This is a genomic window from Micromonospora chokoriensis (assembly GCF_000718555.1).
Taxonomy (GTDB): domain Bacteria; phylum Actinomycetota; class Actinomycetes; order Mycobacteriales; family Micromonosporaceae; genus Micromonospora; species Micromonospora chokoriensis_B.
Genome location: NZ_JOAN01000001.1, coordinates 91,513 through 117,450, shown reverse-complemented (window position 1 = coordinate 117,450; position 25,938 = coordinate 91,513). Strand labels below are relative to the sequence as shown.

The 25,938-nt window shown below is 71.4% G+C and carries 27 protein-coding genes; 11 read left to right on the top strand and 16 right to left on the bottom strand.

Going from position 1 to position 25,938, the window contains the following annotated elements; genetic code table 11:
* Positions 1-27 precede the first annotated feature (27 nt).
* The 5 genes from paaE to paaA are packed head-to-tail and all read right to left on the bottom strand — an operon-like array spanning position 28 to position 3,785.
* Positions 28-1,146: a 1,2-phenylacetyl-CoA epoxidase subunit PaaE gene (gene paaE / locus IF46_RS0100575; RefSeq protein WP_030486255.1), complete on the bottom strand. Its 1,119-nt coding sequence runs from the start codon at positions 1,144-1,146 to the stop codon at positions 28-30.
* On the bottom strand, positions 1,143-1,616 hold the full coding sequence (paaD, locus tag IF46_RS0100570; protein ID WP_030486254.1) for a 1,2-phenylacetyl-CoA epoxidase subunit PaaD: 474 nt from the start codon (positions 1,614-1,616) through the stop codon (positions 1,143-1,145). Before paaD ends, paaE begins: the two co-directional genes overlap by 4 nt.
* A 53-nt stretch (positions 1,617-1,669) precedes the next feature.
* Positions 1,670-2,395, bottom strand: coding sequence for a 1,2-phenylacetyl-CoA epoxidase subunit PaaC (gene paaC, locus IF46_RS0100565; protein ID WP_030486253.1), 726 nt, complete (start codon positions 2,393-2,395; stop codon positions 1,670-1,672).
* Positions 2,392-2,676 carry a 1,2-phenylacetyl-CoA epoxidase subunit PaaB gene (gene paaB / locus IF46_RS0100560; protein ID WP_030486252.1) on the bottom strand — a complete coding sequence of 95 codons (285 nt, stop codon included), beginning with the start codon at positions 2,674-2,676 and terminating at the stop codon, positions 2,392-2,394. Before paaB ends, paaC begins: the two co-directional genes overlap by 4 nt.
* A gap of 32 nt (positions 2,677-2,708) precedes the next feature.
* Positions 2,709-3,785 carry a 1,2-phenylacetyl-CoA epoxidase subunit PaaA gene (gene paaA / locus IF46_RS0100555; RefSeq protein ID WP_030486251.1) on the bottom strand — a complete coding sequence of 359 codons (1,077 nt, stop codon included), beginning with the start codon at positions 3,783-3,785 and terminating at the stop codon, positions 2,709-2,711.
* A 371-nt stretch (positions 3,786-4,156) separates the two neighbouring features.
* On the opposite strand from paaA, the gene IF46_RS0100550 reads away from it, so the two are divergent.
* Positions 4,157-5,203, top strand: coding sequence for a hypothetical protein (locus tag IF46_RS0100550; RefSeq protein ID WP_030486250.1), 1,047 nt, complete (start codon positions 4,157-4,159; stop codon positions 5,201-5,203).
* Complete coding sequence (locus IF46_RS0100545; protein WP_030486249.1) at positions 5,203-6,156, top strand: hypothetical protein; 954 nt, start codon at positions 5,203-5,205, stop codon at positions 6,154-6,156. Before IF46_RS0100550 ends, IF46_RS0100545 begins: the two co-directional genes overlap by 1 nt.
* A gap of 102 nt (positions 6,157-6,258) precedes the next feature.
* Here the strand turns inward: IF46_RS0100545 and IF46_RS0100540 are convergent, their stop codons facing one another.
* Positions 6,259-7,110 carry a menaquinone biosynthetic enzyme MqnA/MqnD family protein gene (locus IF46_RS0100540; protein WP_030486248.1) on the bottom strand — a complete coding sequence of 284 codons (852 nt, stop codon included), beginning with the start codon at positions 7,108-7,110 and terminating at the stop codon, positions 6,259-6,261.
* A gap of 400 nt (positions 7,111-7,510) precedes the next feature.
* Here IF46_RS0100540 and IF46_RS0100535 point away from each other — a divergent pair, with 400 nt between their 5' ends.
* Positions 7,511-9,700, top strand: coding sequence for a HelD family protein (locus tag IF46_RS0100535; RefSeq protein ID WP_030486247.1), 2,190 nt, complete (start codon positions 7,511-7,513; stop codon positions 9,698-9,700).
* Here IF46_RS0100535 and IF46_RS0100530 read toward each other — a convergent pair.
* The gene (locus IF46_RS0100530) at positions 9,697-10,329 is read right to left on the bottom strand and encodes a hypothetical protein (protein ID WP_030486246.1); all 633 of its coding nucleotides are present in this window, start codon (positions 10,327-10,329) and stop codon (positions 9,697-9,699) included. The genes IF46_RS0100535 and IF46_RS0100530 overlap by 4 nt on opposite strands.
* A gap of 127 nt (positions 10,330-10,456) precedes the next feature.
* Here IF46_RS0100530 and IF46_RS0100525 point away from each other — a divergent pair, with 127 nt between their 5' ends.
* The 5 genes from IF46_RS0100525 to IF46_RS0100505 all read left to right on the top strand — a co-directional run bounded on the left by IF46_RS0100525 (position 10,457) and on the right by IF46_RS0100505 (position 13,945).
* The gene (locus IF46_RS0100525; RefSeq protein ID WP_030486245.1) at positions 10,457-11,101 is read left to right on the top strand and encodes a hypothetical protein; all 645 of its coding nucleotides are present in this window, start codon (positions 10,457-10,459) and stop codon (positions 11,099-11,101) included.
* Positions 11,098-11,409 (top strand): transcriptional regulator, encoded by a 312-nt coding sequence (locus IF46_RS0100520; protein ID WP_030486244.1) that lies wholly within the window; start codon positions 11,098-11,100, stop codon positions 11,407-11,409. The genes IF46_RS0100525 and IF46_RS0100520 overlap by 4 nt, the downstream gene beginning before the upstream one ends.
* Positions 11,406-12,338, top strand: coding sequence for an ABC transporter ATP-binding protein (locus IF46_RS0100515; protein ID WP_051723543.1), 933 nt, complete (start codon positions 11,406-11,408; stop codon positions 12,336-12,338). The genes IF46_RS0100520 and IF46_RS0100515 overlap by 4 nt, the downstream gene beginning before the upstream one ends.
* A gap of 10 nt (positions 12,339-12,348) precedes the next feature.
* Positions 12,349-13,086: an ABC transporter permease gene (locus IF46_RS0100510; protein WP_030486242.1), complete on the top strand. Its 738-nt coding sequence runs from the start codon at positions 12,349-12,351 to the stop codon at positions 13,084-13,086.
* A gap of 94 nt (positions 13,087-13,180) precedes the next feature.
* Positions 13,181-13,945, top strand: coding sequence for a VOC family protein (locus IF46_RS0100505; protein WP_030486241.1), 765 nt, complete (start codon positions 13,181-13,183; stop codon positions 13,943-13,945).
* A 20-nt stretch (positions 13,946-13,965) separates the two neighbouring features.
* On the opposite strand, the gene IF46_RS0100500 is transcribed toward IF46_RS0100505, so the two are convergent.
* The 4 genes from IF46_RS0100500 to IF46_RS0100485 form a co-directional block, all read right to left on the bottom strand.
* Positions 13,966-14,748: an ABC transporter ATP-binding protein gene (locus IF46_RS0100500; protein WP_036390793.1), complete on the bottom strand. Its 783-nt coding sequence runs from the start codon at positions 14,746-14,748 to the stop codon at positions 13,966-13,968.
* A 74-nt stretch (positions 14,749-14,822) separates the two neighbouring features.
* Complete coding sequence (locus tag IF46_RS0100495; RefSeq protein WP_030486239.1) at positions 14,823-15,920, bottom strand: FecCD family ABC transporter permease; 1,098 nt, start codon at positions 15,918-15,920, stop codon at positions 14,823-14,825.
* A 13-nt stretch (positions 15,921-15,933) separates the two neighbouring features.
* Complete coding sequence (locus IF46_RS0100490) at positions 15,934-16,863, bottom strand: ABC transporter substrate-binding protein (protein WP_030486238.1); 930 nt, start codon at positions 16,861-16,863, stop codon at positions 15,934-15,936.
* Between the two features lie 279 nt (positions 16,864-17,142).
* Positions 17,143-19,023: a M14 family metallopeptidase gene (locus tag IF46_RS0100485; protein WP_030486237.1), complete on the bottom strand. Its 1,881-nt coding sequence runs from the start codon at positions 19,021-19,023 to the stop codon at positions 17,143-17,145.
* Positions 19,024-19,233: 210 nt separating this feature from the next.
* On the opposite strand from IF46_RS0100485, the gene IF46_RS0100480 reads away from it, so the two are divergent.
* Positions 19,234-20,571: a C39 family peptidase gene (locus IF46_RS0100480; RefSeq protein WP_030486236.1), complete on the top strand. Its 1,338-nt coding sequence runs from the start codon at positions 19,234-19,236 to the stop codon at positions 20,569-20,571.
* Positions 20,572-20,649: 78 nt separating this feature from the next.
* Here the strand turns inward: IF46_RS0100480 and IF46_RS0100475 are convergent, their stop codons facing one another.
* The 3 genes from IF46_RS0100475 to mqnE form a co-directional block, all read right to left on the bottom strand.
* Positions 20,650-20,940, bottom strand: a complete 291-nt coding sequence (locus IF46_RS0100475; RefSeq protein WP_030486235.1) for a DUF4229 domain-containing protein — start codon at positions 20,938-20,940, stop codon at positions 20,650-20,652.
* 73 nt (positions 20,941-21,013) lie between these two features.
* Positions 21,014-21,451 carry a hypothetical protein gene (locus tag IF46_RS0100470; RefSeq protein WP_030486234.1) on the bottom strand — a complete coding sequence of 146 codons (438 nt, stop codon included), beginning with the start codon at positions 21,449-21,451 and terminating at the stop codon, positions 21,014-21,016.
* A gap of 23 nt (positions 21,452-21,474) precedes the next feature.
* Positions 21,475-22,644: an aminofutalosine synthase MqnE gene (mqnE, locus tag IF46_RS0100465; protein ID WP_030486233.1), complete on the bottom strand. Its 1,170-nt coding sequence runs from the start codon at positions 22,642-22,644 to the stop codon at positions 21,475-21,477.
* A gap of 239 nt (positions 22,645-22,883) precedes the next feature.
* Between mqnE and IF46_RS0100460 the strand changes: the two genes are divergently transcribed.
* The gene (locus IF46_RS0100460) at positions 22,884-24,458 is read left to right on the top strand and encodes a C40 family peptidase (protein ID WP_030486232.1); all 1,575 of its coding nucleotides are present in this window, start codon (positions 22,884-22,886) and stop codon (positions 24,456-24,458) included.
* 317 nt (positions 24,459-24,775) lie between these two features.
* Here the strand turns inward: IF46_RS0100460 and IF46_RS35465 are convergent, their stop codons facing one another.
* Positions 24,776-24,907, bottom strand: coding sequence for a hypothetical protein (locus IF46_RS35465; RefSeq protein WP_269637667.1), 132 nt, complete (start codon positions 24,905-24,907; stop codon positions 24,776-24,778).
* A gap of 30 nt (positions 24,908-24,937) precedes the next feature.
* Positions 24,938-25,531 carry a hypothetical protein gene (locus IF46_RS35460; protein WP_157562488.1) on the bottom strand — a complete coding sequence of 198 codons (594 nt, stop codon included), beginning with the start codon at positions 25,529-25,531 and terminating at the stop codon, positions 24,938-24,940.
* On the opposite strand from IF46_RS35460, the gene IF46_RS0100445 reads away from it, so the two are divergent.
* Entirely contained in the window at positions 25,530-25,886 is a 357-nt protein-coding gene (locus tag IF46_RS0100445; RefSeq protein WP_084597704.1) for a hypothetical protein, read from the top strand. The genes IF46_RS35460 and IF46_RS0100445 overlap by 2 nt on opposite strands.
* Positions 25,887-25,938 lie beyond the last annotated feature (52 nt).

Here is a 25,938-nt window from a genome sequence, read left to right as displayed (position 1 = left end):
TCAAGCTACTGCAGGCTTGAGAGTCCGTCAGGCGTCGTAGTCGACCGTGAGCTTGTCGGTGGTCGGGCTGGACTGGCAGGTCAGCACGTAGCCGGCGGCCAGCTCGTCGGGCTCCAGGGCGTAGTTGCGGGCCATCGTGACGGCGCCGTCGACGACCTTCGCCTTGCAGGTCGAGCAGACACCGCCCTTGCAGGCGTACGGCAGCTCGCCGCGCACCTTCAGCGCGGCGTCCAGCACCCGCTCCTCGCGACCCATGGTGAAGTTCGACGACCGGCCGTCCAGCACGATTGTCACCTCGGTCCCGGCGCCCGCCTGGTCGACGGGGCGGCGCACCGGCTCCGGCGGCGCGTCGACGTGGAACAGCTCGGTGCGCACCGCCGACTCGGGCAGCCCACGCTCGGTCAGCACGCCCCGGACGTCGACCACCATGGCGTACGGGCCGCAGAGGAACCACTCCTCGATCAGGTCGCCCGGCACGATGGTGCCCAGCAACCGGCCCAGCCGCTCGGCGTCGATCCGACCGGAGAGCAGCGCCGACTCGCCCTGCTCCCGGGAGAGGACGTGCACCAGGTGCAGCCGCGTGGGGTAGCGGTCCTTCAGGTCGGCCAACTCCTCGGCGAACATCACCGTGTTCGCCGTGCGGTTGCCGTACACCAGGGTGAAGGTGCTGGCCGGCTCGACGGCCAGGGCGGTCGCGACAAGCCCGAGCACCGGGGTGATGCCGGAGCCGGCGACGACCGCGCCATAGTGCCGCACCCGGTCCGGCGCGAACGCCGTGGTGAAGGTGCCCAGCGGCGGCAGCACCTCGACCGTGTCGCCACCGCGCAGCGCCCCGCAGGCGAACGCCGAGAAGGCGCCGCCGGGGATCTCCCGCACCCCGATCCGCAACCGGCCGTGCCGGGCCAGGTCGTCGGGGGTGGAGCAGATCGAGTACGACCGGCGCACGTCCGTGCTGTCCGGCGCGACTCCGTCGGGGAGACGCACGGTGAGGTGCTGACCCGCCTGAAAGGCGAAGGTTTCCCGCAAATCCTCGGGTACGGCGAAGGTCACCGCCACGGAGTCGTCGGTGAGCCGGTCGACGGCGGCGACGGATAGCGGGTGGAAGACCGGCCGACGGCGAACCGGGCGGGTGATGGTGACAGTCACAGCGCCTTCAGGTGGTCGAAGGGTTCGGAGCAGGAACGGCATCGCCACAGCGCCTTACACGCGGTGGAGCCGAACCGGCTGACCTGCTCGGTCTCCGGCGAGCCGCACTGCGGGCAGCGGACCGCGAGGGTCAGCGACACGACGCCGGCGGCGGGCACCGGGGCCGGCGGGGCGATTCCGGCGGCGGCGAGCTTGGCCAGCCCACCCTCGGAGATCCAGTCGGTGCTCCACGGTGGGCTGTAGACGGTCTGGACCTCCGCGTCCGGGTGGCCGGCAGTGGCCAGCGCGCGGCGGATGTCGGCCCGGATCACGTCCATCGCCGGGCAGCCGGTGTAGGTCGGGGTGATGGTGACGGTGACCCGACCACTGGCCGGATCCTCCTCGACCGCCCGCAGAATGCCCAGCTCGTCGATGGTGATGACCCGGATCTCCGGGTCCACCACCGACGCGGCCGCATCCCTGGGGTTCACCGAGCCGTCTTCGTTCGCGACTGCGGGGCTCCGCTGCGCTGCACTCCTCGCGCTCACCAGTTCGCTCCGGGGTGTGCGCGGTGCAACACCTGCATCTCGGCGAGCAGGAAGGCCAGGTGCTCGGTGTGCACACCGGCCCGCCCGCCGGCCGGGGCCCAGCCGCTATCCGGCCGGATCAGCGTCGCCTCGGCCAGCACCGGGCCGACGACCTCGTCGAACGCCGGCCGCAGGGTGGCCGGGTCGACCGGCGCCGCCGGGTCCGCGGCGAACAGCTCATGGGTGTACGGCCAGACGTGGTCGACGGCCGCCTGCATCCGACGATGCGACTCCTCGGTGCCGTCGCCGAGCCGCTTCACCCACAGCGCGCCGTGGTCCAGGTGGTACGCCGACTCCTTGCGCGCCTTCGCGCCGATCGCGGCCAACCGCTCGTCCGCGCACCCGGCCAGCGCCGTGTACAGCGGCAGCTGGTACGCCGCCAGGAAGAACAACTTCGCCATCGTCACCGCGAAGTCGCCGTTGGGCAGCTCGACCAGGAGCGCATTGCGGAACTCACGGTTGTCGCGCAGGTACGCCAGCGCGTCCTCGTCGCGGCCGGCGCCCTCCAACTCGCCCGCGTACGACAGCAGCAGGCGGGCCGCGCCGAGCTGGTCGAGGGCGATGTTGGCCAGCGCGATGTCCTCTTCCATCTCCGGGGCACGGGTGGTCCACTCGGCCAGCCGCTGGGCCGCGATCAACGCGTCGTCAGCGAGGCCCACGGTGAAGTCGAACGGCCCGTTCACAGGTGAGCCACCCCGTCCGGCACGTCGTAGAAGGTGGGATGGCGGTAGACCTTGTCGGCGGCCGGATCGAAGAAGGCGTCCTTCTCGTCCGGGCTGGACGCGGTGATCGTGCCAGCCGGCACCACCCAGATCGAGACGCCCTCCTGACGGCGGGTGTAGAGGTCGCGGGCGTTGCGCAGGGCAAGCTCGGCGTCGGGGGCGTGCAGGCTGCCGACGTGGGTGTGCGACAGCCCACGCCGGGCCCGCACGAAGACCTCCCACAAGGGCGAATGACTCGTCATGTTGGCTTGCTCGGCTTGCTCGCTACGCCCGCTCACGCGGTCACCGTCTCCTTCTGTCCCGCCCGCTTCGCGGCGTACGCCACGGCGGCCTCGCGTACCCATGCTCCGTCGGCGTGCGCGGCCCGGCGGTTGGCTATCCGCTCGCGGTTGCACGGCCCGTCGCCGGAGATCACCCGCATCAGCTCGTCGTAGTCCGGCTGGGTGTAGTCGTACGCCTGGCGTTCGTCGTTCCAGCGCAGGTCCGCGTCGGGGATGCGCAGCCCGAGGATCTCGGCCTGCTGGACGCACATGTCGACGAAACGTTGACGCAGGTCGTCGTTCGAGAAGCGCTTGATCTTCCAGGCCATCGACTGGGCGGAGTGCGTGGAGTCGCCGTCCGGCGGGCCGAACATGGCCAGCGACGGGTACCACCAGCGGTCCACCGCGTCCTGGGCCATCGCGTGCTGCGCCGGGGTGCCGTGGGCCAGGGTGTGCAGGATCTCGTAGCCCTGCCGCTGGTGGAACGACTCCTCCTTGCAGACCCGGATCATCGCGCGGGCGTACGGGCCGTAGGAGCAGCGGCAGAGCGGCACCTGGTTGACGATCGCCGCGCCGTCCACCAGCCAGCCGATCGCGCCCACGTCGGCCCAGCTCAGGGTGGGGTAGTTGAAGATCGAGCTGTACTTCTGTCGGCCGTCGAGCAGCAGCTGGACCAACTCGTCGCGGCTGATGCCGAGGGTCTCGGCGGCGGCGTAGAGGTAGAGGCCGTGGCCCGCCTCGTCCTGCACCTTGGCCAGCAGGATCGCCTTGCGCTTGAGCGACGGGGCCCGGCTGATCCAGTTGCCCTCCGGCTGCATACCGATGATCTCGGAGTGGGCGTGCTGGGCGATCTGCCGGATCAGCGTCCGGCGGTACGCGTCGGGCATCCAGTCCCGTGGCTCGATCTTCTGCTCGGCGTCGACCACCTCGGCGAAGTACGCAGCCAGGTCCTCGTCCGGAGCGGGCCCGCCACGCCGCCCGCGCGCCGCCGCAGCCCGCAGCTCGGCCTCGGCGGCCTCGACCTCGCCCAGCAGGCCGCCGGGCGTCTCGTCCGGAGCGCCATTCGGGGCGGAGAAGTCGTTGCCATACATGAGGCTAAGTGTTACAGCTTGCGCCGCGTCGCACCAGGGGGTGTAACAGAGATCCGAGCATCCCATGCGTAACCAAATGAGCGCTTTGCGCTACCTCAGCGGCCGCCGCGCCGCAGTGACTTAGGCCACGAAACAAAGATGAACCGCTGCAAAAACCTCGTACCGGCCCCATACCCCGCCTTTAACGCAGGTTGTCAAGTGTCGAACCCTGGCAGATCACGCGACCAGACGTAGACTTTTGCCGTCACACCGATCGGTTTCGCCACGATTGCCGCGACCCAGAGGCCCCTTCCCCCGGCCCCGGTGATCAGCCGATACGCCCGGACAAGAAGCCGGCCCCCCGGCCCTGACACCTGGAGTTCCCCCAACTCATGCGATCTCGCGTGACCCTGGTGCTCGCCATCGTGGCGGTCGTGCTCGGCGGCGTCCTAGTGGTCCCCGCCGCGTACGCCCGGCTCGGCAGTGTCGACAGCAGCGGTGTCGGGGGCGGCGCGTCGAGCGTCACCGCGACCGCGACCGCGACCGCGACAGCGCCCGCGTCCGCACCCACGCCCACGCTCGCCCCACTGTCGCCGCCGCCACCACCGCCGCCACCGCCCACTCTGGCGGCCGGCCCGGTGTCGGTGGACTTCAAGGGCCAGTTCTTCTCGTGGGCTCTGCTGGATCGGAAGACGGGCAAGATCTCCGGGTCGCCGAACATGGCCGCGACCAGCTCCACCGAGTCGATGATCAAGGCGTGGATCGTCGCCGACTACCTACGGCAACTCGGCAAGAAGGAGCCACCTGCGGCACTGAAGAGCGCCGCCAGCCTCGCCATCCGGGACAGCGACGACGCCGCCGCCGAGAAGGTCTACCGCGCTGCGGGGGGCTACCGGTCGGCGGCGCAGAGAGTGCTCGGGCCGGTCCTCCAACGGGCGATCAAGATCTGCGGACTGACCGACACCAGGCCCAGCAACATTCCAAAGTTCGCGGGCTGGTGGGCGTACACCCTGATGTCTCCCCGTGACGCCGCCCGGGTCGGCGACTGCATCGCGGACGGTAAGGCCGCCGGGCCGAAGTGGACGAAATGGGTGCTTAGTGAGATGAACCAGGTACGTGGCACCACCGCCGCCAAGGACCAGAAGGCCACGTCCGGCGGCGGCCACTGGGGGATAGTCGACGGTTTGCCCCGCTCGATCACCTCCCAGGAGCCGGTTAGTATCAAGAACGGCTGGACCCCCCTCAAGTACGACGGCAACTGGCACGTCAACTGCCTCGCCGTCACCAGCAAGTGGAGCCTCGCGGTTATGCTGCGCTACCCAATCAAGAACGGTCTGGACTACGGCGCGAAGGTCTGCGCCAGTGTCGCCACCCAACTCGTCACCCCGCAGCCGGGCGCCGCGCTCAAGGTGCCGCAGCTGCCGGTCGGGAAGCTCTGATGGCCGGCAACCGCCGGGTAGACCGGCGCGGCGGCGAGGCGTCCCCGCTTCGGCTCATCGGCATCGCGGTCATCCTGATCGGGCTGGTGCTGGTGTCGCTGCGGCTGCTGCCCGGGTCACCGTTCGAGTCGTCCGCCGCGGCCAAGTGGGGCGACGCCGGCTCCGACGCGAACGGCCGGTCCGGCGGCACGTCCACCGACCGCAGTGCCCGCTCGCCCGCACCGAGCCCCAGCCCTTCGCTGGAGCCGCTGCCATTCGTGGCCACGGACCTCAGCAATCTGGACATTAAAGGCTGGTACTCCTGGAGCGTCCTGGACCGCCGGACCGGAAAGATCATCGGTTCGAAGAACATGGGCGAGACCAGCACGACCGCCTCGATGATCAAGGCTTGGGTCGTCGCCGACTACCTGCGGCGCGCGGACGAGGCCGGCCAGACGCCGAGCGACGCGAAGCTCGCCGATGCGACGCTGATCATCCGGGACAGCGACAACACCCGGGCCCAGCAGTTCTACAACCAGGTTGGCCGGGACGCCTCGATCAAGCGGCTGATCTCCATGTGCAAGCTGACCGACAGCAAGGTCGCCCCCGACCGCGGCTGGAGCGAGACGAGGCTCTCCCCCCGCGACGCCGCCCGGATGGGCAACTGCATCGCCACCGGCACGGCCGCCGGGCCGAAGTGGACCAAGTGGCTGCTCAACGAGATGAGACTGGTTCGCGGCGTCGGCGACTTCGGCATCCGCAAGGCCTTCCCGACCGCCCAGCGCAAGCAGATCGCCATCAAGAACGGGTGGGTCGACCGGCCCGAGTGGCAGGAGATGCACATCAACTGCATGGCCATCGGTGACACCTGGACGATGGGCGTGATGCTCAAGTACCCGCTCAACCTGGGCTGGGACTACGGCATGGACAAGTGCCAGAAGATCACCGAGGCCCTGCTCCGCCCCGGCACCTGAGCCGCTCAGGCTGACGCCGGCAACTCTGGCCCGGCGTCAGCCCCGCTCCAGCCCGGCGAAGCCGGGCCCGCGCTCCAGCCCGGCGAAGCCTGGGTTGGCAGCTCAGCCGGCGAAGAACTCCGGGCCGCCGTCCGGTAGTGCCGGGGCCTCGCCGATGGCGGCGGCCCGCCGGGCCCACTCGCGCAGGCCGGCGACCTGCCGGTCACCCAGCGAGAAGTCCAGGGTCCGGAAGTACGTGGTCAGCGTCGCCGCGTCGAACGTCTCCCAGCGCGCCGCCGCCTCGGCGACCTGGTCCAGCTCCGCCAGGCAGAGGTCCCGCGAGCGCAGGAACGCCTCGTGCACCTCCTTGACCAGGCCCGGATGAGCGGCTGCGAAGTCGCGGCGGACCGCCCAGACGGCGAAGACCATCGGCAGCCCGGTCCACTCCCGCCAGGCCTGCCCGAGGTCGGTGACCGTGAGGCCCTTCTGCGGCGCCTCGTAGTACGCCCGCAGCGCCACGTCCCCGATCAGCACCGCGGCGTCGGCCTCCAGCAGCATCTGGGTCAGATCCGGCGGGCAGCGGAAGTATTCGGGCCGCACGTTGTACTGCTCGGCGAGCAGCAGCTGAGCCAGCATGACCCCGGTCCGCGAGGTCGAGCCGAGCGCCACCCGAGCGCCATCCAGCTCGGCGAGGGGTCGGGTGGAGACCATGTTGACCGAGAGCACCGGCCCGTCGCTGCCCACCGCCAGGTCCGGCAGGAGCAGCAGCTCGTCGGCGTGCTTCAGGTACTCCAACAGGGTGATCGGGCCGATGTCCAGGTCGCCGGCGACAAGCGCCGCGCTCAACCGGTCCGGCGAGTCCTTGTGCAGGTCGACGTCGAGCAGGGCACCGGAGCGCATCAGACCCCAGTAGATCGGCAGGCAGTTCAGGAACTGGATGTGCCCGACCCGCGGGCGTGCGATGCGCTCAGCCATGGCTCGACCGTATCCCCGGCGTCCGGCTCCGGCTCGGCGGGCCGGCTCGGAGTGGCCAAGCCCGCACCTGGCCCGGCTGCTCGCCGGCTGGCTCGGCCGGCTCCCCCAACCTGCCAACACCCCCACGTCCCGCCCGGAGCAAACCACCTTCATCCATTGATCAACACCCGAAAGCCGCTCACCGCAGCACCCGCAGCGGCGCTCACCAGCGCGACCCGCCATCTCGAACGGGTGGTCGCGTCGGTAATTCGCTGGCTGCGGCGGGTTGAGGAGCGTAGGGTTGCAGGCCGCTTGACGGCCGAGGTGAGCTGCACCGGAACGGACGTCTTCGCGCCGGGCGGCCGGCCATCCGCCCCCGGACACGCGAGCGCGCAGCAGATGTGAACGATGGGACGTCAGCATGCCCGCACTTGACCTCGACAGCCCGCTCGACAGCGACCTCGACGCGGACCTGGCCGCCGAACGCGCACACCTCACCACCTCGCGAGCGGCGCTGCGCCGGATGCGGGAGCGGGCCGAGTCTCTCTTCGCCACCGGTGACCAGGTGGCCGGCGACTCGTACGCGGCGGAGACGCTCGGCCGCACCCTGGCCCGCCGGGTCGCCGAGCTGGCCGACGACCCGACCACACCGCTCTTCTTCGGCCGCCTCGACTTCGGCGGCACCACCGTCAGCGAGCCCACCGCCAGCGGGACCGCGAGCACCAAGACCACCGACAGCGGACACACGCACAGCGGGCCCGCGCCTGCCGAGACCGCGGCCGACACCAGCGGTGATCACGACGGTCGGCGCTATCACGTGGGGCGGCGGCACGTCTCCGACGAGCGGGGCGAGCCGTTGGTGCTGGACTGGCGGGCACCTGTCTCCCGCTCGTTCTACCGGGCCAGTGCGCGGGATCCGCAGGGGGTGGCGGTCCGGCGGCGGTTCGGGTTCAGCAATGGCGTGCTGACCAGCTTCGAGGATGAGCGACTGGACCGGGGCGAAGAGCTGGGCACGACCAGTCGGATCCTCACCGCCGAGATCGAGCGCCCGCGCGTCGGGCCGATGCGGGACATCGTCGCCACGATCCAGCCGGAGCAGGACGAGCTGGTCCGGGCCGACCTCGCCGACTCGATCTGCGTGCAGGGGGCACCGGGCACCGGAAAGACGGCGGTGGGCCTGCACCGGGCCGCGTACCTGCTCTACCTGCACCGGGAGCGGTTGCGGCGGGCGGGCGTGCTGATCGTCGGACCGAACAAGGCATTCCTGTCGTACATCGCGGCGGTGCTGCCAGCGCTCGGTGAGGTCGAAGTCGAACAGGCCACGGTCGAGGAGTTGATCACTCGGGTGCCGGTCCGGGCGGTCGAGGCGTCCGCGGTGGCGGCGCTCAAGCACGACGTACGGATGGCGAGCGTGCTGCGGCGCGCCGTGCAGGCACAGATCGGCTCGCCGACCGACTCGATCACCGTGTCGGACGGCTCGTTCCGCTGGCGGATCGGGCTGGAGCCGTTGCACCGGATCGTCGAGGAGACCCGCCGGGAAGGGCTGCCGTACGGCACGGGCCGGGAACGCGTCCGGGCACGGGTGGTGAGCCTGCTGCAACGGCAGGCTGAGGCGCGACGCGCCGAGTCGCCCAGCGATGCCTGGCTACGTCGGATGAGTCGCTGCCGGCCGGTGGTCGATTTCCTGGACGCGGTCTGGCCGGCGCTCACCCCGGAAGGGCTGGTGCACGGCCTGCTCTCCGACCCGGGCCGGCTCGCCGCTGCGGCGGACGGGCTGCTCAGCGACGTCGAGCAGGCGCAGCTCACCTGGGCCAAGCCGGCCCGTACCCCGAAGGCGACCCGCTGGACCGCCGCCGACGCGGTGCTGATCGACGAGGCGACCGGGCTGCTGGAACGGCCCTCCGGGTTCGGGCACGTGGTGGTGGACGAGGCGCAGGATCTCTCCCCGATGCAGTGTCGGGCCATCGCTCGACGCAGTGAGCACGGCTCGGTCACGCTCCTGGGTGACCTCGCCCAGGGCACCGCGCCGTGGGCGGCGACGGACTGGCGGGAGTCCCTTGCCCATCTGGGCAAGCCAGACGCCGTGGTGGTCCCGTTGACCGTCGGCTTCCGGGTGCCCGCCGAAGTTGTCGCGTTCGCGAACCTGCTGCTCCCGGCGCTCGCGGTGGACGTACCGCCGGCCGAGTCGCTGCGCCACGACGGTGGCCTGGACGTGCGCACGGTGACCGATTTGACCTCGGCGACGGTGGCCGAGGTGCGCGCGGCGCTCGCGCACGACGGCTCGGTCGGTGTGATCGCCGCGGACGACGCGGTCGACGGCCTGCGCGCGGCGCTGGCCGAGGCCGGTGTCGAGACCGCGACCGCCGACGACGTGGCGGCCGCGGAGCGGGTCACCGTGGTGCCCGCGACGCTGGTCAAGGGCCTTGAGTACGACCACGTGGTGGTGGTCGAGCCGGCCGCGATCGTCGCGGCCGAGCCACGCGGGCTGCACCGGCTGTACGTGGTGCTCACCCGGGCGGTGTCCCGGCTGGCAGTGCTGCACCACGAGCCGCTGCCCGCACCCCTGCTGAGCGCGCCACTGCCGACGGGCTCAGCGACCGCGGCGAGCTAGCGGGCAGTGAGGGCTGCGGCGATCTCGCGCAGTGGCTGGCCGGGCTCGGCGATCGGCACCGTGAACGCCAACCACGAGCCGTCGGTGAACTCGACCCGGAGCCGCTTCGGGTTGAGCCGGTGCCAGCCCACCCGAGCGCCGGCCACCGCAGCCCGTGGTGCCGACCAGACCACCCGGGTTTCGGCTATCGCCCGCTCGTCGTCGGCCTGGCTCGACCAGAGCTTCACCGGCCCGGACGCGCAGACGACGAAGCGCTGGTCGGTGACGGCGAGGATGGTGTTCACGATCTTCGTTGCGGGCGGCACTGGCCGTCGGGCGTGTTGCAGGGTCGAAGCGTACGAGCCGGAGGCGCCCCGGCCGGCCACACCGTAGGTGACCCGATCGACGAGCCGGTCCCCTGCCGCGAAGGAGATCAGCGGCGACAGCAGGTTGAGCAGCACGCCGAGCAGGATGCCACCGGGGCCGGGGGCCTCGCCGGGGGTTTCCGGCTGCTGCGCGGCCGGCGGGTCGGGTGGCAGCACGCCCTGGGCGATCGTCGCATTCGCGACGGCGAGCACCTGCTCCCCTGGCTCAACGAGTTGAGTCAGCCGTTCCTGATAGTTGAGGTCCGCACTACTCGGGCTCGACACGGACCCTCCCCTGTGTCCTGTGCGACGGATCAGCCGCTCCACCATAGGCACTCCTCGCCGCAACCGTGGGGCCTGTCCGTGACGACGGGGTCACCCCACCTCGACTTTGTGGCGTAAAGTTCTTTGCGTGAACCTCGACGACGACCCGCCACCCACCGACGCCGCAGCGGCGCTCCGGCTGATCGAGGACCAGCAGTCGGCGACGGCACGCCGACTCAATCCCGATGCCCGCCTGCTCTACTGGCCGTGGGGTGTCGCCTGGCTGGTCGGCTTCGGGCTGTTCTTCCTGCGGTTCACCCCCGGTGAGCGGGCGCTGGTCGACCTGCCGAACTGGCTGCCGTTGACCGTCCTCTTCGTCCTGCTCGCGGTTGCCGGAGCGATCCAGGCGGTGGCCAGCAAGCGGGCCTACGGCCAGGTGAGCGGTGACTCCGCCCGGCGTGGGCGGTGGTACGGGTACGCCTGGGCCCTCGGTTCCGTGGGCGTCTACGCGGGGCTCGGCCGGATCTCCGAGCACCTGCCGCACGACCTGGCGGCGCTGCTCTGGTCGGCGACCGCCGTCGGGTTCACCGGCGCGCTGGAGATGGCCGGCGGGGCGATCTGGCTGGACCGGGACCTGTTCCGGCTGGGCGTCTGGATCAGCGTGATCAACCTGATCGGTGCGATCGCCGGGCCGGGCTGGCACGCGCTGGTCGTCGCGGTGGCTGGCGGCGGCGGAATTCTGGTCGTCGGCGCCCTCGCCCGGCGGCGACAGCGGCAGCGGCAGCAGCCGTGACCGAGTTGGATCCGGTCATTCACGCGCAGGCCCGGCTGCGGGTAGTCGCCAGCCTCTCCGCCCTCGGCGACGGCGACAAGATCGCGTTCCCCCGCTTGCAGGAGCTGCTCGCGATGACCGCCGGCAACCTCTCCGTGCACCTGCGCAAGCTTGAGGACGCCGGCTACGTGGAGATCAGCAAGACCCACCGGGGCCGCACCCCGGCGACTCTGGTCCGGCTCAGCCGGCGGGGCCAGCTCGCGTTCGAGGAGTACACCGAAGCGATCCGCACCCTGCTCGACCCCACCCCGTCGAAGGAGCAGTCATGACCCTCGCCCGTGCCTTACAGGCCAGCCGCCGGTACGGCGACGTCCTCGCCCTCGACCGCGTCGACCTGGAAGTCTCCGCCGGTGAGCTGGTCGGCCTGCTCGGGCCGAACGGCGCCGGCAAGAGCACCCTGATGAACCTGCTGGTGGGCCTGCGCCGACCCAGCTCCGGGCGGGTCGAGCTGTTCGGGGGCGACCCCCGCGACCCGGCCAGCCGGCGACAGATCGGGGTCACCCCACAGGAGACCGGCCTGCCCGGCACGCTGCGCGTCGGCGAGGTCGTCGACTTCGTCTCCGCGCACTACCCCGACCCGGTGCCCCGAGCGGAGCTGCTCGACCGATTCGGCCTCGCCGACCTTGTCCGACGGCAGACCGGTGGGCTCTCCGGTGGGCAGCGCCGTCGGTTGGCGGTGGCGTTGGCCTTCGTCGGCCGACCCCGCTTGGTGCTGCTCGACGAACCCACCACGGGCTTGGACGTGGCCGCCCGGCACACCCTGTGGGACGCGATCCGGGCATTCCACGACGATGGCGGGACCGTGCTGTTGAGCAGCCACTACCTGGAGGAGGTGGAGGCGCTCGCCCACCGGGTGGTGGTCATCGGGCAGGGCCGGGTGCTCGCCGACGACACCGTGGACGCGGTGCGCGGCATCGTCGGCGTACGCCGGGTCAGCCTCATCGCCGACCACCTGCCCGACCTGCCCGGGGTCGTACGCACCGAACGGGTCGACGGCCGGCTGCACCTGCTCACCACCGACGCCGACGAGCTGGTCCGAGCGCTGGTCACCGCCCAGACCCCGTTCACCGACCTGGAGGTACGGCCGACGTCGCTGGAGGAGGCGTTCCTCGCCATCACCAGCGGCGACGCGGACCAACCCACCAGCACCGGCCAGCCCGCCCCCGCCGCTGCCGGCGGCCAACCCACCACCGTCTGAGGAGGCGACCGTGCAGCTCGCCCTGGTCCACGCCCGCTACCAACTTCTGGAGATCATCCGGATTCCGGTGGCCGTCTTCGGCAGCGCCTTCTTCCCGGCCGCCGCCATGATCTTTTTCGTGGTGCCCTTCGCCGGTGACGACCCGGTCGGTGCCACCTACGCCACCGCGTCGATGGTCACCTTCTCGGTGATGAGTGCCAACATCTTCCAGTACGGCGTCGGCGTCGCCGAGGACCGCGACCAGCCCTGGAACCCGTACACCCGAACCTTGCCGGCCGGGCCGGCACCGCGGTTCGCCGGCCGGGTGCTGGCCGGCCTGGCGCTGACCTACCTGTCGCTGATCCCGGTCGTGGTGATCGGCGCGACACTGACCGCGGCCCAGCTCACCCCGGCGGCGTTCCTGCTGGCCCTCGGCACCGTGGCCGTCATCTCGGTGCCATTCACGCTGATGGGGCTCGCCATCGGCTACTCGCTGCCGAGCAAGGCGGCGATCGTGGTCGCGCAGGTGGTCTTCCTGCCGCTGGCGTTCGGCGGCGGCCTGCTCTCCGCACCCGGAGACGCGCCCGGGTTCATCGAGACGATCGCGCCGTACCTACCGACCAGAGGCGCGGCCGAACTGATGTGGGCGTCGGTGGGTGACTACCGCGTCGAGCCGCTCGCACTGATCATGCTCGGGGTCTGGGTGGTGCTGCTCGCCGCGCTCGCCGCCTGGGCCTACCGACGGGACGAGGGTCGCCGGTTCAGCTGACGATTCGTCCGTTTCCGCCCCGAGCCGCAGCGGGACGGTGCCAGGATTCCGGCAGGGGGTCGCCGTGGCCGCCCGGGCCGAGAGGGGTCTTGACGTGAGCACCGTCCCGCCGGGTACGCCCTGCTGGGCCGACCTGGCCACCCCGGACCTGACCGACGCGCGGCGCTTCTACCCGCAGCTGTTCGGCTGGACCGGCCAGGTCACACCCGAGCCCGAGGCGGGCGGCTACACCGTCTTCCTGCTCGACGGCAAGCCGGTGGCCGGTGCCGGCCCACCAGCGATCCCGGACCAGGTGCCGATCTGGTCGACGTACCTCGCCACCGACGACGCCGAACTCGTCGCCGGCCGGGTCGAACGGGCCGGCGGGCAGATCGTCGTACCGCCGTTCGAAGTCTTCGACCGAGGCTGGATGGCGGTCTTCGCCGACCCGGCCGGCGCCACGTTCAGCGTCTGGCAGCCGCTGGCCATGGCCGGCGCCGAAGTCTTCAACGTGCCCGGCGCGATGAGCTGGAATGAGCTGGTCACCCCCGACCCCGAGGGCGCAAAGGTCTTCTACGAGCTGGTGTTCGGCTGGCAGCCCGACGACCAGCCGGTGGGCACGATGACGTACACCGGGTGGCGGCTCGGGACGCAGATCGTCGCCGGGATGATGCCGCCGCTGGCCGACGACTTCCCAGCCGACCTGCCCGCGTACTGGACGGTGTACTTCGCGGTGGCCGACGCGGACGCCGCCGCGGCCCGCGCCTCCGAGCTGGGCGGAACGATCCTGGTCCCGCCCCGGGACATCCCAGCGGGCCGCTTCGCAGCCCTCCGCGACCCCCAGGGCGCCCTCTTCTCCGTCATCGACCTGGGCCCCTGACCAACCCACCCCGGGAGCCGTTATTGGGGGCGGGTGGGGCGGATGGGGACTACCAGGGGGCCGTGGGCTCCGAGGACCACCCGGACGCTGGCCCGGTAGTGGGTGGCGAGCAGATTCTCGGTCAGCACCTCGGTCGGGGTCCCGGCGGCCACCACCTGACCGCTGGCGAGCATCACCATCCGGTCGGCGTACTCACCGGCGAGGGAGAGGTCGTGCATCGTGGCCAGGACGGTCAGGCGGTGCTCGCGGCGTAGCTGGTCGACGAGTTCGAGCACCTCCTGCTGGTGGCCGATGTCGAGTGCGCTGGTGGGTTCGTCGAGCAGCAGCAGCGTCGCGCCCTGGGCGAGCGCTCGGGCGAGGAACACCCGCTGCCGCTCGCCGCCGGAGAGGGTGGCCAGCTCGCGACGGTGGAAGCCGGTGAGGTCCAACCGCCCGAGCACCTCGTGCACGGCGTCGACGTCGGCGGTCGACTCCCGGCCCAGCGTCGCGATGTACGGGGTACGGCCGAGCAGCACGTAGTCCAGCACCGACATGCCGGGTGGCACCACCGGAGACTGTGCCACCGTGGCCACCACCCGGGCGCGGTCCCGACGGCGTAGCGCCGCACTCGGCGTACCGAACAGGGTGATCGCACCCGGCGCGGGCAGGAGGCCGCCGACGGCGCGCAACAGGGTGGATTTGCCGGCGCCGTTCGGGCCGATCACGGTGACCCACTCGCCGACGGCGACGGTGAGGTCGACGCCGGTCAGGATCGGCGTGCCGTCGAGGTCGACATGCAGCCCTCGCACCTCGACGGCCGGCACCCCGCCATCGCCGCCTCCGCCCAAACGATCTCCAGGCGGGCCGGCGGCGGGCAGGCCGGCGGCGGGCTTGCGGCTCACGTGAGCACTCGCCGGGCGGTTCGCAGCACGAGAACGAAGAACGGGCCACCCAGTAGGGCGGTCACCACTCCGATCGGCACTTCGGACGGGGCGGCGGCGGTGCGGGCCACCACGTCGGTCAGCGCCAGGAACGCACCGCCGAACAGCAGTGACAGCGGCAGGATGGCCCGGTAGCTCGATCCGGCGAGCAGCCGGACGGTGTGCGGCACGATGATGCCGACGAAGCCGATCAGCCCGGTCGCGGAGACCGCCGCCGCGGTGCCCAGGGAGGCGGCGGCGATCAGCAGATAGCGGGTGCGCTGCGGGTGCAGGCCCAGACTCCTCGCCTCGTCGTCGCCGACCGCGAGGACGTCCAGCTCGCGGCGGTGCAGCAGCACCACCACGGTGGTCAGCGCGGCGTACGGCAGCACCAGCAGCACGTCGTGCCAGCCGGCGGTGGCCAGCCGGCCGAGCAGCCAGGAGTAGACCGGCTGGATGCTGTCGGCGTGTCGTTGCAGCAGGTACGTCTGCCCGGCGGAGAGGAACGCGGAGACCGCCACCCCGGCCAGGATCAGCATCGCCGGTGACCCGCGTCGCCCGCCGGCCGCGCCGAGCACGTAGGTCATCGTGACGGCGAGCAGGGAACCGGCGAACGCGGCCAGCGGAATGGTCATCGGCAGCCCGGAGAGCGAGCCCTGCTGGCCGGCGCCGCCGAGGGCGATCGCCGCGGTGACCGCGAGGCCCGCCCCGGCGGCCACGCCGAGCAGGTACGGGTCGGCCAGCGGATTGCGGAACACGCCCTGGTAGCAGCCGCCAGCGAGGGCGAGCAGACCGCCGACGAGCAGGCCCAGCACCACGCGGGGCAGGCGCAGCTCGGTGACGATCGCGATTTCCCGCTCGGTCAGCCCGCTGTCGAGGTGCACCCCGGGAAACAGGTTGAGCAGCTCGGCGGCGACGCTGCCCGGGGGCAGGCTCACCGGGCCGAGCGACACCCCGACGACGAGCGCCACGAGCACCGCGAACAACCCCGCGACCAGCCAACGCTTCCGCAGCCCCGCGGGCCGGGCCACCGACAGCGGACCCGCAGGCCGGGCCACCGACAGTGGCCCGGTCATCGACGGACGACGGTCACGCCGGCACCTTGGCGACCGCGTCGATGATCACCCGGAGCAGGTCCACGACTCGCGGCCCCCAGCGGGAGGCGATGTCGTCGTCCAAGGCGACGACCTGGTTGTTCTTCACCGCGGTGAGCCCGGCCCAGCCGCTGCGGGCCTTGACCGTGTCGGCGCTCTGCTGGCAGCACTTGGCGTCGGCCAGGAAGACGAAGTCCGGATCGGCCTTGACGATGAACTCCTGGGACAGCTGCGGGTAGCCGAAGTCCTTGCCGTCCGCGTCGGCCGGGTCGGCGATGTTGGTCAGGCCGACCTGGCTGTAGAGCGAGCCGATGAAGGTCTTGCTGGTGGCGCTGTACAGCTCCGGGCCCAGCTCGTGGAAGTAGGTGAGCTTCTCGGCGCGCTGCGGCAGGTCCTTGACCAGCTTGGCGATGTCGTCCTTCATCCGGGTGGTGACGTCGGTGGCCTGGTCGGCGTGCCCGGTGAGCGTGCCCAGCTCGGTGATCTGCCGGTACGAGTCGTCGAGCGTCTTCGCCGCCGGGGTCTGGTAGACCGGGATCTTCAGCTTGCCGAGCTGTTCGACGATCTTGTTGCGGTCGTCGGAGAGCACCACGAGGTCGGGGTTCTTGCCGGCGATCGCCTCGGCGTTCGGCTGAAAGGCGGAGAGGTCGGTCTTGGGCACGTCGGCCGGGTAGTTCGACTGGTCGTCGACGGCGGTCACCTGCGGGCCGGCACCGATCGCGAAGAGCATCTCGGTGGCGGTGGGCGAGAGCACGACGATCTTCTCGGGGCGCTTGTCGAGGGTGAGCGCGCCGACCGTCACGGGGTAGGCGGCGGCCGCGGTGCCGGGGCTCGGCTTGTCGTCGGCCTTCTCGGCGCAGGCGCCGAGGGCGAGCGCGGCGACCGCGAGGGTCGCAGCGAAGAGCCGAGGGGTACGTCTGGACATGGGGGCCTCCTGTCGGTCGAGGAGTGTGGTGCTTCGCCGACAGGGACTTTCGTACGCCCGCCCACGAGGCGCCCTTCCTCGAGAGCGCGTTTCGCGACCGATCCGTAGGCGACCTGGCTCGTCCCCACCGGCTGGTGGGGCATCACAGTTGCGGGACAGCGCCGGGTTTCGCACCGGCTTCGCTGCGGACTGGTCGGTAAGACGGTAGCGCACCGCCACGATGGGCTGGATCGGAGCGGGTGGTGGGGCCCCGCCGGGGCGGGACGGGGCCCCACCCGATCAGGAGGACGTGATGGTGACGTTGTCCACAGCCGCCTCGACGAGACTGGCTCCGGACGCGTCGGCGGCCTCAACCAGCACGCGGACCGACTGGCCGGCGTACGGGGTGAGGTTGAGGTTCGCGACCGTCCAGCTCCCGTTGCGGTTGGTGGCCGCGCCGGCCTGGGTGAGCAGCGCGGTGGTGCCGCCGTTGTGCACCACGCTCACCCGCAGGTAGTCCGCCGACGAGGCGTTCGAGCCGTGCGCCAGGTACCAGGCGAGCGAGAGGGTCAGCGTGCCGGACGACGGCAGGGTCACCGCCGGGGACCGGGCGCTTGTCACGCCGCCGTCGAGGTCGTAGTCACCGGCCGCCGAGCCGGCGAGCCGGCCGGTGACCAGGTCGTTGGAGCCGGCGTACGGGGTGAGCTGCTTGGCTCCGGAGGACGTGGTCGCCTGGGCGGCGCCCAGCTCGAACGCGCCGACCGTGGCGGTGTCGGTGCCGGCCGGGTTGATGGTCCAGCCGGTGGCGGTCTCGAAGGTGTCCGACCAGACCGTGGTGCCGCCACCACCGCCACCGCAGTACTGCGCCTGCTTGCCGATGGCCCGATACGGGCAGTCGGCGTACTCGCTGAGGATCAGCACCGCCTCCCGGTTGCGCGAGGTCTGCGCCGGAATCACCTCGTCGGGCGGGTAGAAGCCGCCACCGCCGGACGAGCCCGGGTACATCTCGAAGGTGTACGCCCAGATGTTGTGGGTGGCCCACATCCAGTCGAGGCTGTCCCCGTCGGTGATGTAGAGGTCGCTGGACTGTTGCGGGGTGTAGCTGTTGGTGGCCGCCATCTGCTGCCCGATGGTGGCGAAGGTGTTGTACTGGTCCGCGCTCATCCCGGTCGCGGTGTTCGCGGTGGTGTAGCCGTACGGCCAGAGCACCAGCTGCGAGTACGTGTGGAAGTCGATGTTGGCCTTGATCTGCTGCACACCGCCGACCACCCGGCCGTTGACGAAGTTGCGCAGCGCCTGCGTCTCGGGTGCGGAGAACGCCGACGGCCCCCGGTAGGTCTCCGACGAGGTGGTGCCGGACGAGCCACCGCAGCATCCCCAGTTGTAGGACCAGTTGCGGTTCAGGTCGGTGCCGACGTTTGACGAGCCGCTGTTGGGCTGCCGGTTCTTGCGCCAGGACCGGTACGACCCGGTGGCGATGTCGTACTCGCTGCCGTCCGGGTTGACCGTCGGCACGATCCAGATCTCACGGCTGTTGACGATGTTGGCGATCCGGGAGTCGCTGCCGTAGCTGTCGGTGAAGAGGTTGAGCAGGTAGATCGCCATCTCGACGGTCAGGTGCTCACGGGCGTGCTGTTGGGAGTTGAACAGGATCTCCGGCTCGTTCTCGTCGGTGCCGACGTTGTCGGAGATCTTCACCGCCATCAGGTCGCGGCCCTCGTACGACGAACCGATGCTGATCTTGCGGGCGATCGCCGGATGGTCGGCGACGACCTGGTTCACGACGGCGGTCAGCTCCGCATAGTCGTGGTAGTTGGAGTCGGCCGGTGGGAAGGCCATCGTGCCGATCTCGCCGGCGCCGCGCTCGGCGTTTGGCGGTGGGGCGAGCGGTTCGAGTCGGAAGCCGAGCTTGCCGATCGCGGCGGCCTCACCCGCGGTGGCCGAGATGTGCAGCACGCCATGTTCGGAGTAGTCGATGGCGGCTCCGGTACGGGCCACCGCGTTGCGGTCGGCGAGGGTCCGGGGGCCGAGCACCCGGTAGCCAGCAGCGGCCGATTCGGCGGTGCGGTCCGGTGCCGGTCGGGCGGCGACCGGACCAGCGGCGACGGTGACGATTCCCAGCCCGGTGACGACGGCGAGCACCAGGACGCGACGGAGAGGGGTGAGCGTGCGGAGGGCCATGGACTACCTCCTCGATGGGCGGGAGATCCCGCTCGATGAAGGACACTTCACCACCTGTCACATGGTCATATCAATATTGCTCGCTGCCTTATGCATCCCAGGCGGATCATCACGGCGGCAATGATTTTCCACTCATCAACATCTGGCGAAACTTCTCTCCAAGCGGAAAACTGGCCAGCGACGATGCCCCCTCGACACCGCGGAGCACCCATGGCCAGATCCCGCCTGAGCGCGGCCACCCTCGCCGGCGTCACCACGCTCACCCTGCTCGCCACCGCCGTGCCCGCGATGGCGGCCCACCCGCCCGCCACCGCCCACGACGAACAGATCACCTTCCAGGACTGGTCCGGGCCCGCCGACTGGCACCGGGGCAGCCGGGCCGGCACCCGCGTCGTGCCCGGCGCCCGAGCGGGCGTCACCCTGGCCCGCCCGGCCGGCACCATCGAGTACGCGGACCCGCACACCGGCGCCACCCGCACCTGGGAGTACGGCACCTGGACCTCACCGGTGACCCAGATCGGGTTCGACGCCACCGAGCTGATCGCCTCCTGGAACGCGGAGACCCCCGCCGGCACCTGGATCCAGGTGGAGATGCAGGGCAACTACACAAGCGGCGACCAGACCCCGTGGTACGTGCTGGGTCGCTGGGCGTCCGGCGACACGGACATCTTGCGGACAAGCGTCGACGGGCAGGGCGACCCCTGGTCCTCGATCTGGACCGACACCTTCAGCATCGACGACGCCACCGCCGGGGTGCTGCTGCGGTCGTACCAGCTCAAGCTCACCCTCTACCGCGCACCCGGGCAGAGCGCCGCGCCGGTGGTCCGAATGTTGGGGGCCATGAGCTCCACCGTGCCGGACCGGTTCACCGTGGCGCCGAGCGCCGGGCACATCGCCTGGGGCCGGGAGCTGCCGGTGCCGCGCTACTCGCAGAACGTGCACGCCGGGCACTACCCCGAGTACGACGGCGGCGGCGAGGCGTGGTGCTCGCCCACCTCGACGGAGATGGTGCTCGAGTACTGGGGTCGCAAGCCCTCGGCGGCCGACACCTCCTGGGTGGACCCGACCTACCCCGACCCGACCGTCAACCATGCCGCGCGGATGACCTTCGACTACGCGTACGACGGCGCCGGCAACTGGCCGTTCAACACCGCGTACGCGGCCAGCTTCCCCGGCCTGGAGGGTCGGGTGACCCGGCTGCACTCGCTGGACGAGCTGGAGCGTTTCATCGCCGCCGGCATCCCCGTCGTGACCAGCCAGTCCTTTCTCGCCAGTGAACTGGACGGGGCGAACTACGGCACCTCCGGGCACCTCTTCGTGGTGGTCGGTTTCACCGCCGACGGCGACGTGATCGTCAACGACCCCGCCTCGTCCAGCAACGACGTGGTGCGCAACGTCTACAAGCGTGCGCAGTTCGAGCAGATCTGGCTGCGGACCAAGCGCACCAACGCCAGCGGCGGCGTCTCGGGCGGCTCCGGCGGCATCGCCTACCTGATCAAGCCCACCTCAACCCCCTGGCCCAAGGTCCCCGGCTCCACCAACTGGTAACCCACCCGGCCGACCACATACGCGTTGATCAAGAGGTTTGCGTCACCGGAAGCCGTCCTGGTGACGCAAACCTCTTGATCAACGCTGGGAGTCGGGGGCCTGGGTGGGGGGTTCGGGGGTGGGTTGGTCTTCGCCGGCTAGGGCGGAGCGGAGGCGCTCCTTTTCGGTGCGGCGGCGCTCGGATGCTTCGGCGATCTCGCCGGCCATCTCGTCCCGCCAACCGCGCAGCAGGAAGAAGGAGAGCGCGGCGGAGAACACCAACGCCAGCATCAGCTTCAGGAACACGTTCATGTCGATCAGCCAGAGGCCGCCCAGCACGGCGACGAACAGCCCGATCCGGCCCAGCGTGTACTTGAGCGCGGCGCTCACCTGCACCACTCCGTTCTCTCCGTCGCCCGCCACCGTCGGCGGGAGGGTCGAGCCGCCCGGCGGGCGGTCGCGGTCAGCCGGTCCGGCGGGCCAGCCAGCGGACGCCCGGGAACCAGAGGGCCGCGTACGCCACCGTGAACGCCCCAGCCGCCAGCGCGCCGGAGAGCAGCGGCGGCAACCCCGCGCCCAGACCTGCGATCAGCAGCCCCACGAACACCCCGACGGCAGCGGCGACCACCGCGGCCACCACCCGGGCCGCCCCGAACTCCCAGGCCCGGAAGTCGTCCCAGAACAGCCACGCCGGCAGGATCACCGCCAGCCAGCCGTTGGTGTGCCCGAAGTCACCGGCCCCGATCGAGGCGAACGCCCAGTCGAACAGCACCAACGCGAGCACACCGATGACCAGGCCAGCCAGACACACCCCGAGCAGATCGCCCAGGGTGCGGATGCGCCCTTCGGCGTCCCGGCGGGGAAACCCGCCCTGCTGCTCAGGTCCTCGTTGCTCGGTCATCGACTGCGAGGGTACGTGGTGGCTCAGGCCCAGACCTGCTGCGGCTCGGCGCGCCGCTGCGCCAGCGACGGGGCCTTGTCGTACTCCCGGACCACGTTGTAGCGGGTGTCCCGCTCGACCGGCTGGAAGCCGGCGTCCCAGATCAGGTTCAGCAGGTCGTCGCGGTGCATGGTGTTCGGGGTGCCGTACGAGTCGGCGTCGTGCGTGATCTTGTATTCGACGACGGAGCCGTCCAGGTCGTCCACGCCGAAGTTCAGCGACAGCTGGGCCACCGACAGCCCGTGCATCACCCAGAAGTTCTTGACGTGCGGCACGTTGTCGAAGAGCAGCCGGGAGACGGCGAACGTCTTCAGCGACTCGGCCGGCGAGGCCATCGTGGTGCGCGCCTGAATCCGGTTACGGATCTTGCCGTCCGCCGAGTCGACGAAGTCGTGCTGGTAGCGCAGCGGGATGAAGACCGCGAAGCCGCCAGTCTCGTCCTGCAACTCGCGCAGCCGCAGCACGTGGTCGACGCGGTGCCGGGGCTCCTCGATGTGGCCGTACAGCATGGTCGCCGGGGTCTTCATGCCCTTGCTGTGTGCCAGGGCGTGGATGCGTGACCAGTCTTCCCAGTGGCAGGCGTGGTCGACGATGTGCTGCCGGACCTCCCAGTCGAAGATCTCCGCGCCACCGCCGGTCAGCGACTCCAGGCCGGCGTCCATCAGCTCGTCGAGGATCTCGTCGGCGCTCAGACCGCTGATCTTCTCGAACCACTGCACCTCGGTCGCGGTGAAGCACTTGAGCTTGACGTTCGGCAGCGCCGCCTTCAGCTCGCGCAGCACCTTGGGGTAGTAACGCCAGGGCAGCGTGGGGTGCAGGCCGTTGACGATGTGCAACTCGGTGAGCTGCTCATCCTCCATCTCCTTGGCCTTGCGGACCGCCTCGTCGATGCGCATCGTGTACGCGTCCTTCTCGCCCGGCTTGCGCTGGAACGAGCAGTACGCACAGGAGGCCGAGCAGACGTTTGTCAGGTTGAGGTGCCGGTTGACGTTGAACATCACCCGCTCGCCGTTCAACTCGGTGCGCTTGTGGTGCGCCAGCCGCCCCAACCAGGTCAGGTCGTCGCTGTCGTAGAGGGCGACCCCGTCCTCCCGGGTCAGCCGCTCACCGGCGTACACCTTCGCTTCGAGCTCACGCTTGAGTCCGGCGTCCATGGCACGTCCCTTCCACCTGCGGTCCTGATCGAGCGTACGTCGCGGGGCTGACGGGCCCGGCGGCACGGTCGCCGGCAGCGACTCACTTCACCGAACTCTCAGCCTCCCGTAACCCGGCAACGCATCGACATGAGTGGCGAGGTGCGGTAGTAACAAGATGGGGCGGAACACACACACTGGTACCGTCCCGGCGGTCGCGCCCACCGAGCGCGGCGACGAGCAGTCGGACGGGGAGCGGCATGGTCTACAGCGGGCGCGGGCGACGGCAGCGACGACGGAGCCCGGTGATCTCGCCGGTGCTGCGTCCGAAGCTCTGGGCCGCCCTGCTCGGCGCGATCGCCGCAGCCGTGCTGGCCACCCCGGTGTACGCGGAGCCCGGCGTGCCGACCACCGTGCCGGACACCGGCGCGCGCCCACCGGCCATCACCGCGGTCCAGCTGCCCGGTGGCCCACCGGTCTCCGGGGTGCCCGTGCCGCCGGTGGTCAACATCGGCAACGGCCCACTGGCCACCGCGATCTCCGCTGGCGAGACTCAGGTCGGTGCGCTCGGCGAGGCGTTGCTGCTGAGCCGGCAGAAACGCGTCGACGCGCAGGCGCGGCTCGACGCGGCCGGCAAGGCGCTGGCCACCGCCCAGGACGCTCTGCTCCGGGCCCAGCAGACGGCCGACGAGGCCGCCGCCTCGGCTGTCAAGGAAGCCGCTGCGCTGCCACCCGGCGACCTCGCCCGGGACATCCGTGGGCTGAGCCGCCTCCAGCGGATCAGCCGGGGCGAGAAGGTCGACGGCGGCACCGCCGGAGTGGCCGGGGAGCTGTCCCGTGCTCGCGCCGGTGAGCAGGAGGCGTACCAGAAGCACGCCGAAGCAAAGGTTCTGCTCGACGCCGCCGAGACGGAGTTCACCACGGGCGAGGCCGCGTTGCGCACCGCCGAGGCGAGCCTGCTCAAGCTGCGCCGGGACAACGCCGCCGCGCTGATCGAGATCGAGCGCCAGCAGGAGGCCGCCGAGCAGCAGATCGGCGCCGGCTACGTCAACAACCAGAGCATCAGCGGCATGACCGCGCACCCCCGGGCGCTGGCCGCGGTCCGGTACGCGCTCGCCCAGCTCGGCGACGACTACGTGTGGTCCGAGGAGGGGCCGGACGAGTTCGACTGCTCCGGTCTGATGTGGGCGGCGTACCGGTCCCCCGGCGCCGACTACTACGACCTGCCCCGGGTCTCCCGGGACCAGTACGCCGCCACCCGCGGCCGGACCGTGCCGCAGAGCGCGCTGCTCCCCGGCGACCTGCTCTTCTTCGCCTCCGGCAGCAGTTGGACGACGATCCACCACGTCGCCATGTACATCGGCAACGGCAAGATGGTGCAGTCGCCCACCACCGGCGACGTGGTCAAGATCTCGGTCGTGCGCTGGTCCGGGCTGTACGCCGCCACCCGCGTGATCGGCGCGGTGCCGGCGCCACCGGTCGTGACTGCCCCGCCCCCGCCCCCGCCCGTCTCGCCGCCGAGCACGACGCCCACCCCGAAGCCGACGCCGACCACCAAGCCGACGTCCTCGCCGACGTCCTCGCCGACCGGCAAGCCGACGCTCACCCCGACGCCGACCGGCTCCGCGACCCCGAAGCCCACCGGAGGCGCGACGCCCACGCCGACCGGCAGCGCCACGTCGAGCCCGTCGGGCAGCCCGACCAACACGCCGACGACGCTGCCCTCGGCACCGACCATCGCGCCGACCAGCGAGCCTCCGGCGACCACACCGAAGGCCAGCACGAGCGTGACGGGCGGTGCCAGCGCGACGGGCAGTCCAAGCACCACGGGCTGATCCGCCACGACCGGCTCCGGCTGTCCGCTCGGGAAGATCTGTGGCACCGTGACAACCAGGCACATCCGACCCGACGTCACGGGTCCGGGTGCGAGCATGGCGCGGAGGGCGGAAATGGCCGAGCAGAGAGATCCGGCGGAGACTGTCGACCCGGTGGTCGACCAGGCCAGCTCGCCCGGGTCGGGCACCGCCAGCCCGGCCGCCAGCGACGCCGGTGACGACGCGGCTGCCGCACCGGTACGCGCACGCGCCAGCGTCGCGACCGCCGGGGCGCTCCGCAGTGACCTGCCGGCCAGCGCTCCGGGCACCGCAACCACCTACCGGGCGACCGGCTCGGCCAGCCCGGCCGACGGGTCGTTGCCGGGGCAGCGGAACGACTCGGCCGCGTCGGCGCGGGCCAGCGCCACGGTTCCCAGCAGCAGCCGGGGCACGGCCGGCGCCCTGGGCACCCCAGCCCCTCGGGGGAACACGCCCGCCGTCTACGGAGCCACGCCGGCGGGTTCCGAGCCGGAGCCGGCCCAGCCACCGACGCCGCCGAAGCCGCCGACTCCGGAGCCCACGCCACCCGGGCCGACCCAGCCGTCGCCACCGGAACCGGAGCCCGCGCCGGCCCCAGGTCCGTACCCGCCCGGTCCGATGCCGACGCCGGGCCCCCGACCCACGCCGCCGCCCGGCCCGGTTCCGCCTGTCCCGGGCCCGCCCATCCCACCGCCCTCGCCGGTGCCACCCATCCCCGGCCCGCCGTCGCCGCCCGTGCCGAGCCCGCCGCTGCCGCCGCCCGGCCCGCCGGTGCCCGCGCCGCCGGCCCCGCCCGGCCCGATGCCGGCCCCGCCGTTTCCGCCGCCGCCGGCGATGATCGACACGCCCGGCGTACGGGCCAGCGCATCGGTCTCCGCGCCGCCGGCCGGGTGGCCGTCCACCGCCGGGGCGAACCGCCCGACTTCCAGCGGCGGATGGACCGAGAATGCTGCCGCCGCACCACCGGTGGTGCCCGCGCCTGCGCTGCCGAGTTGGCCACCGTCCACCGCCGTGGCTCCTCGGTCGACCAGCAACAGCACCGGAAACTCCCGCATGACCGCACCGACGGGCAGCCCATCGGGTAGCCCGGCCGGACGGGACGCGACCGGCACCCGTGGTGGGCCGCCCGACGGCGGCTCCGACCTGGCCGGCACTGTCTACGGCAACGGCGAGGGTGCCGGTTTCACCACGATCGCGATACCCGCCAACGCGGTCGAGACCTCCGGCTCGCTGACCGGGCACATCCTGGCCCAGGGCTGGGCGGACACGCCGACCGAGCGGTCCGGTAACGCCCGGGTGCTGATCGTTCTGGCCGCCGCTCTGGGGCTGCTGGTAGCGATAAGCGTCATGGTCGTCCTGCTGGCCGGCGACGCCCTGGACGGTCTGGTGGGCAGCGTGCTCAACGGGTGATCCAGCGAGTGGCAGCGATGGTGAGTCCGCCCACTACCGGTGGGCAACCGAC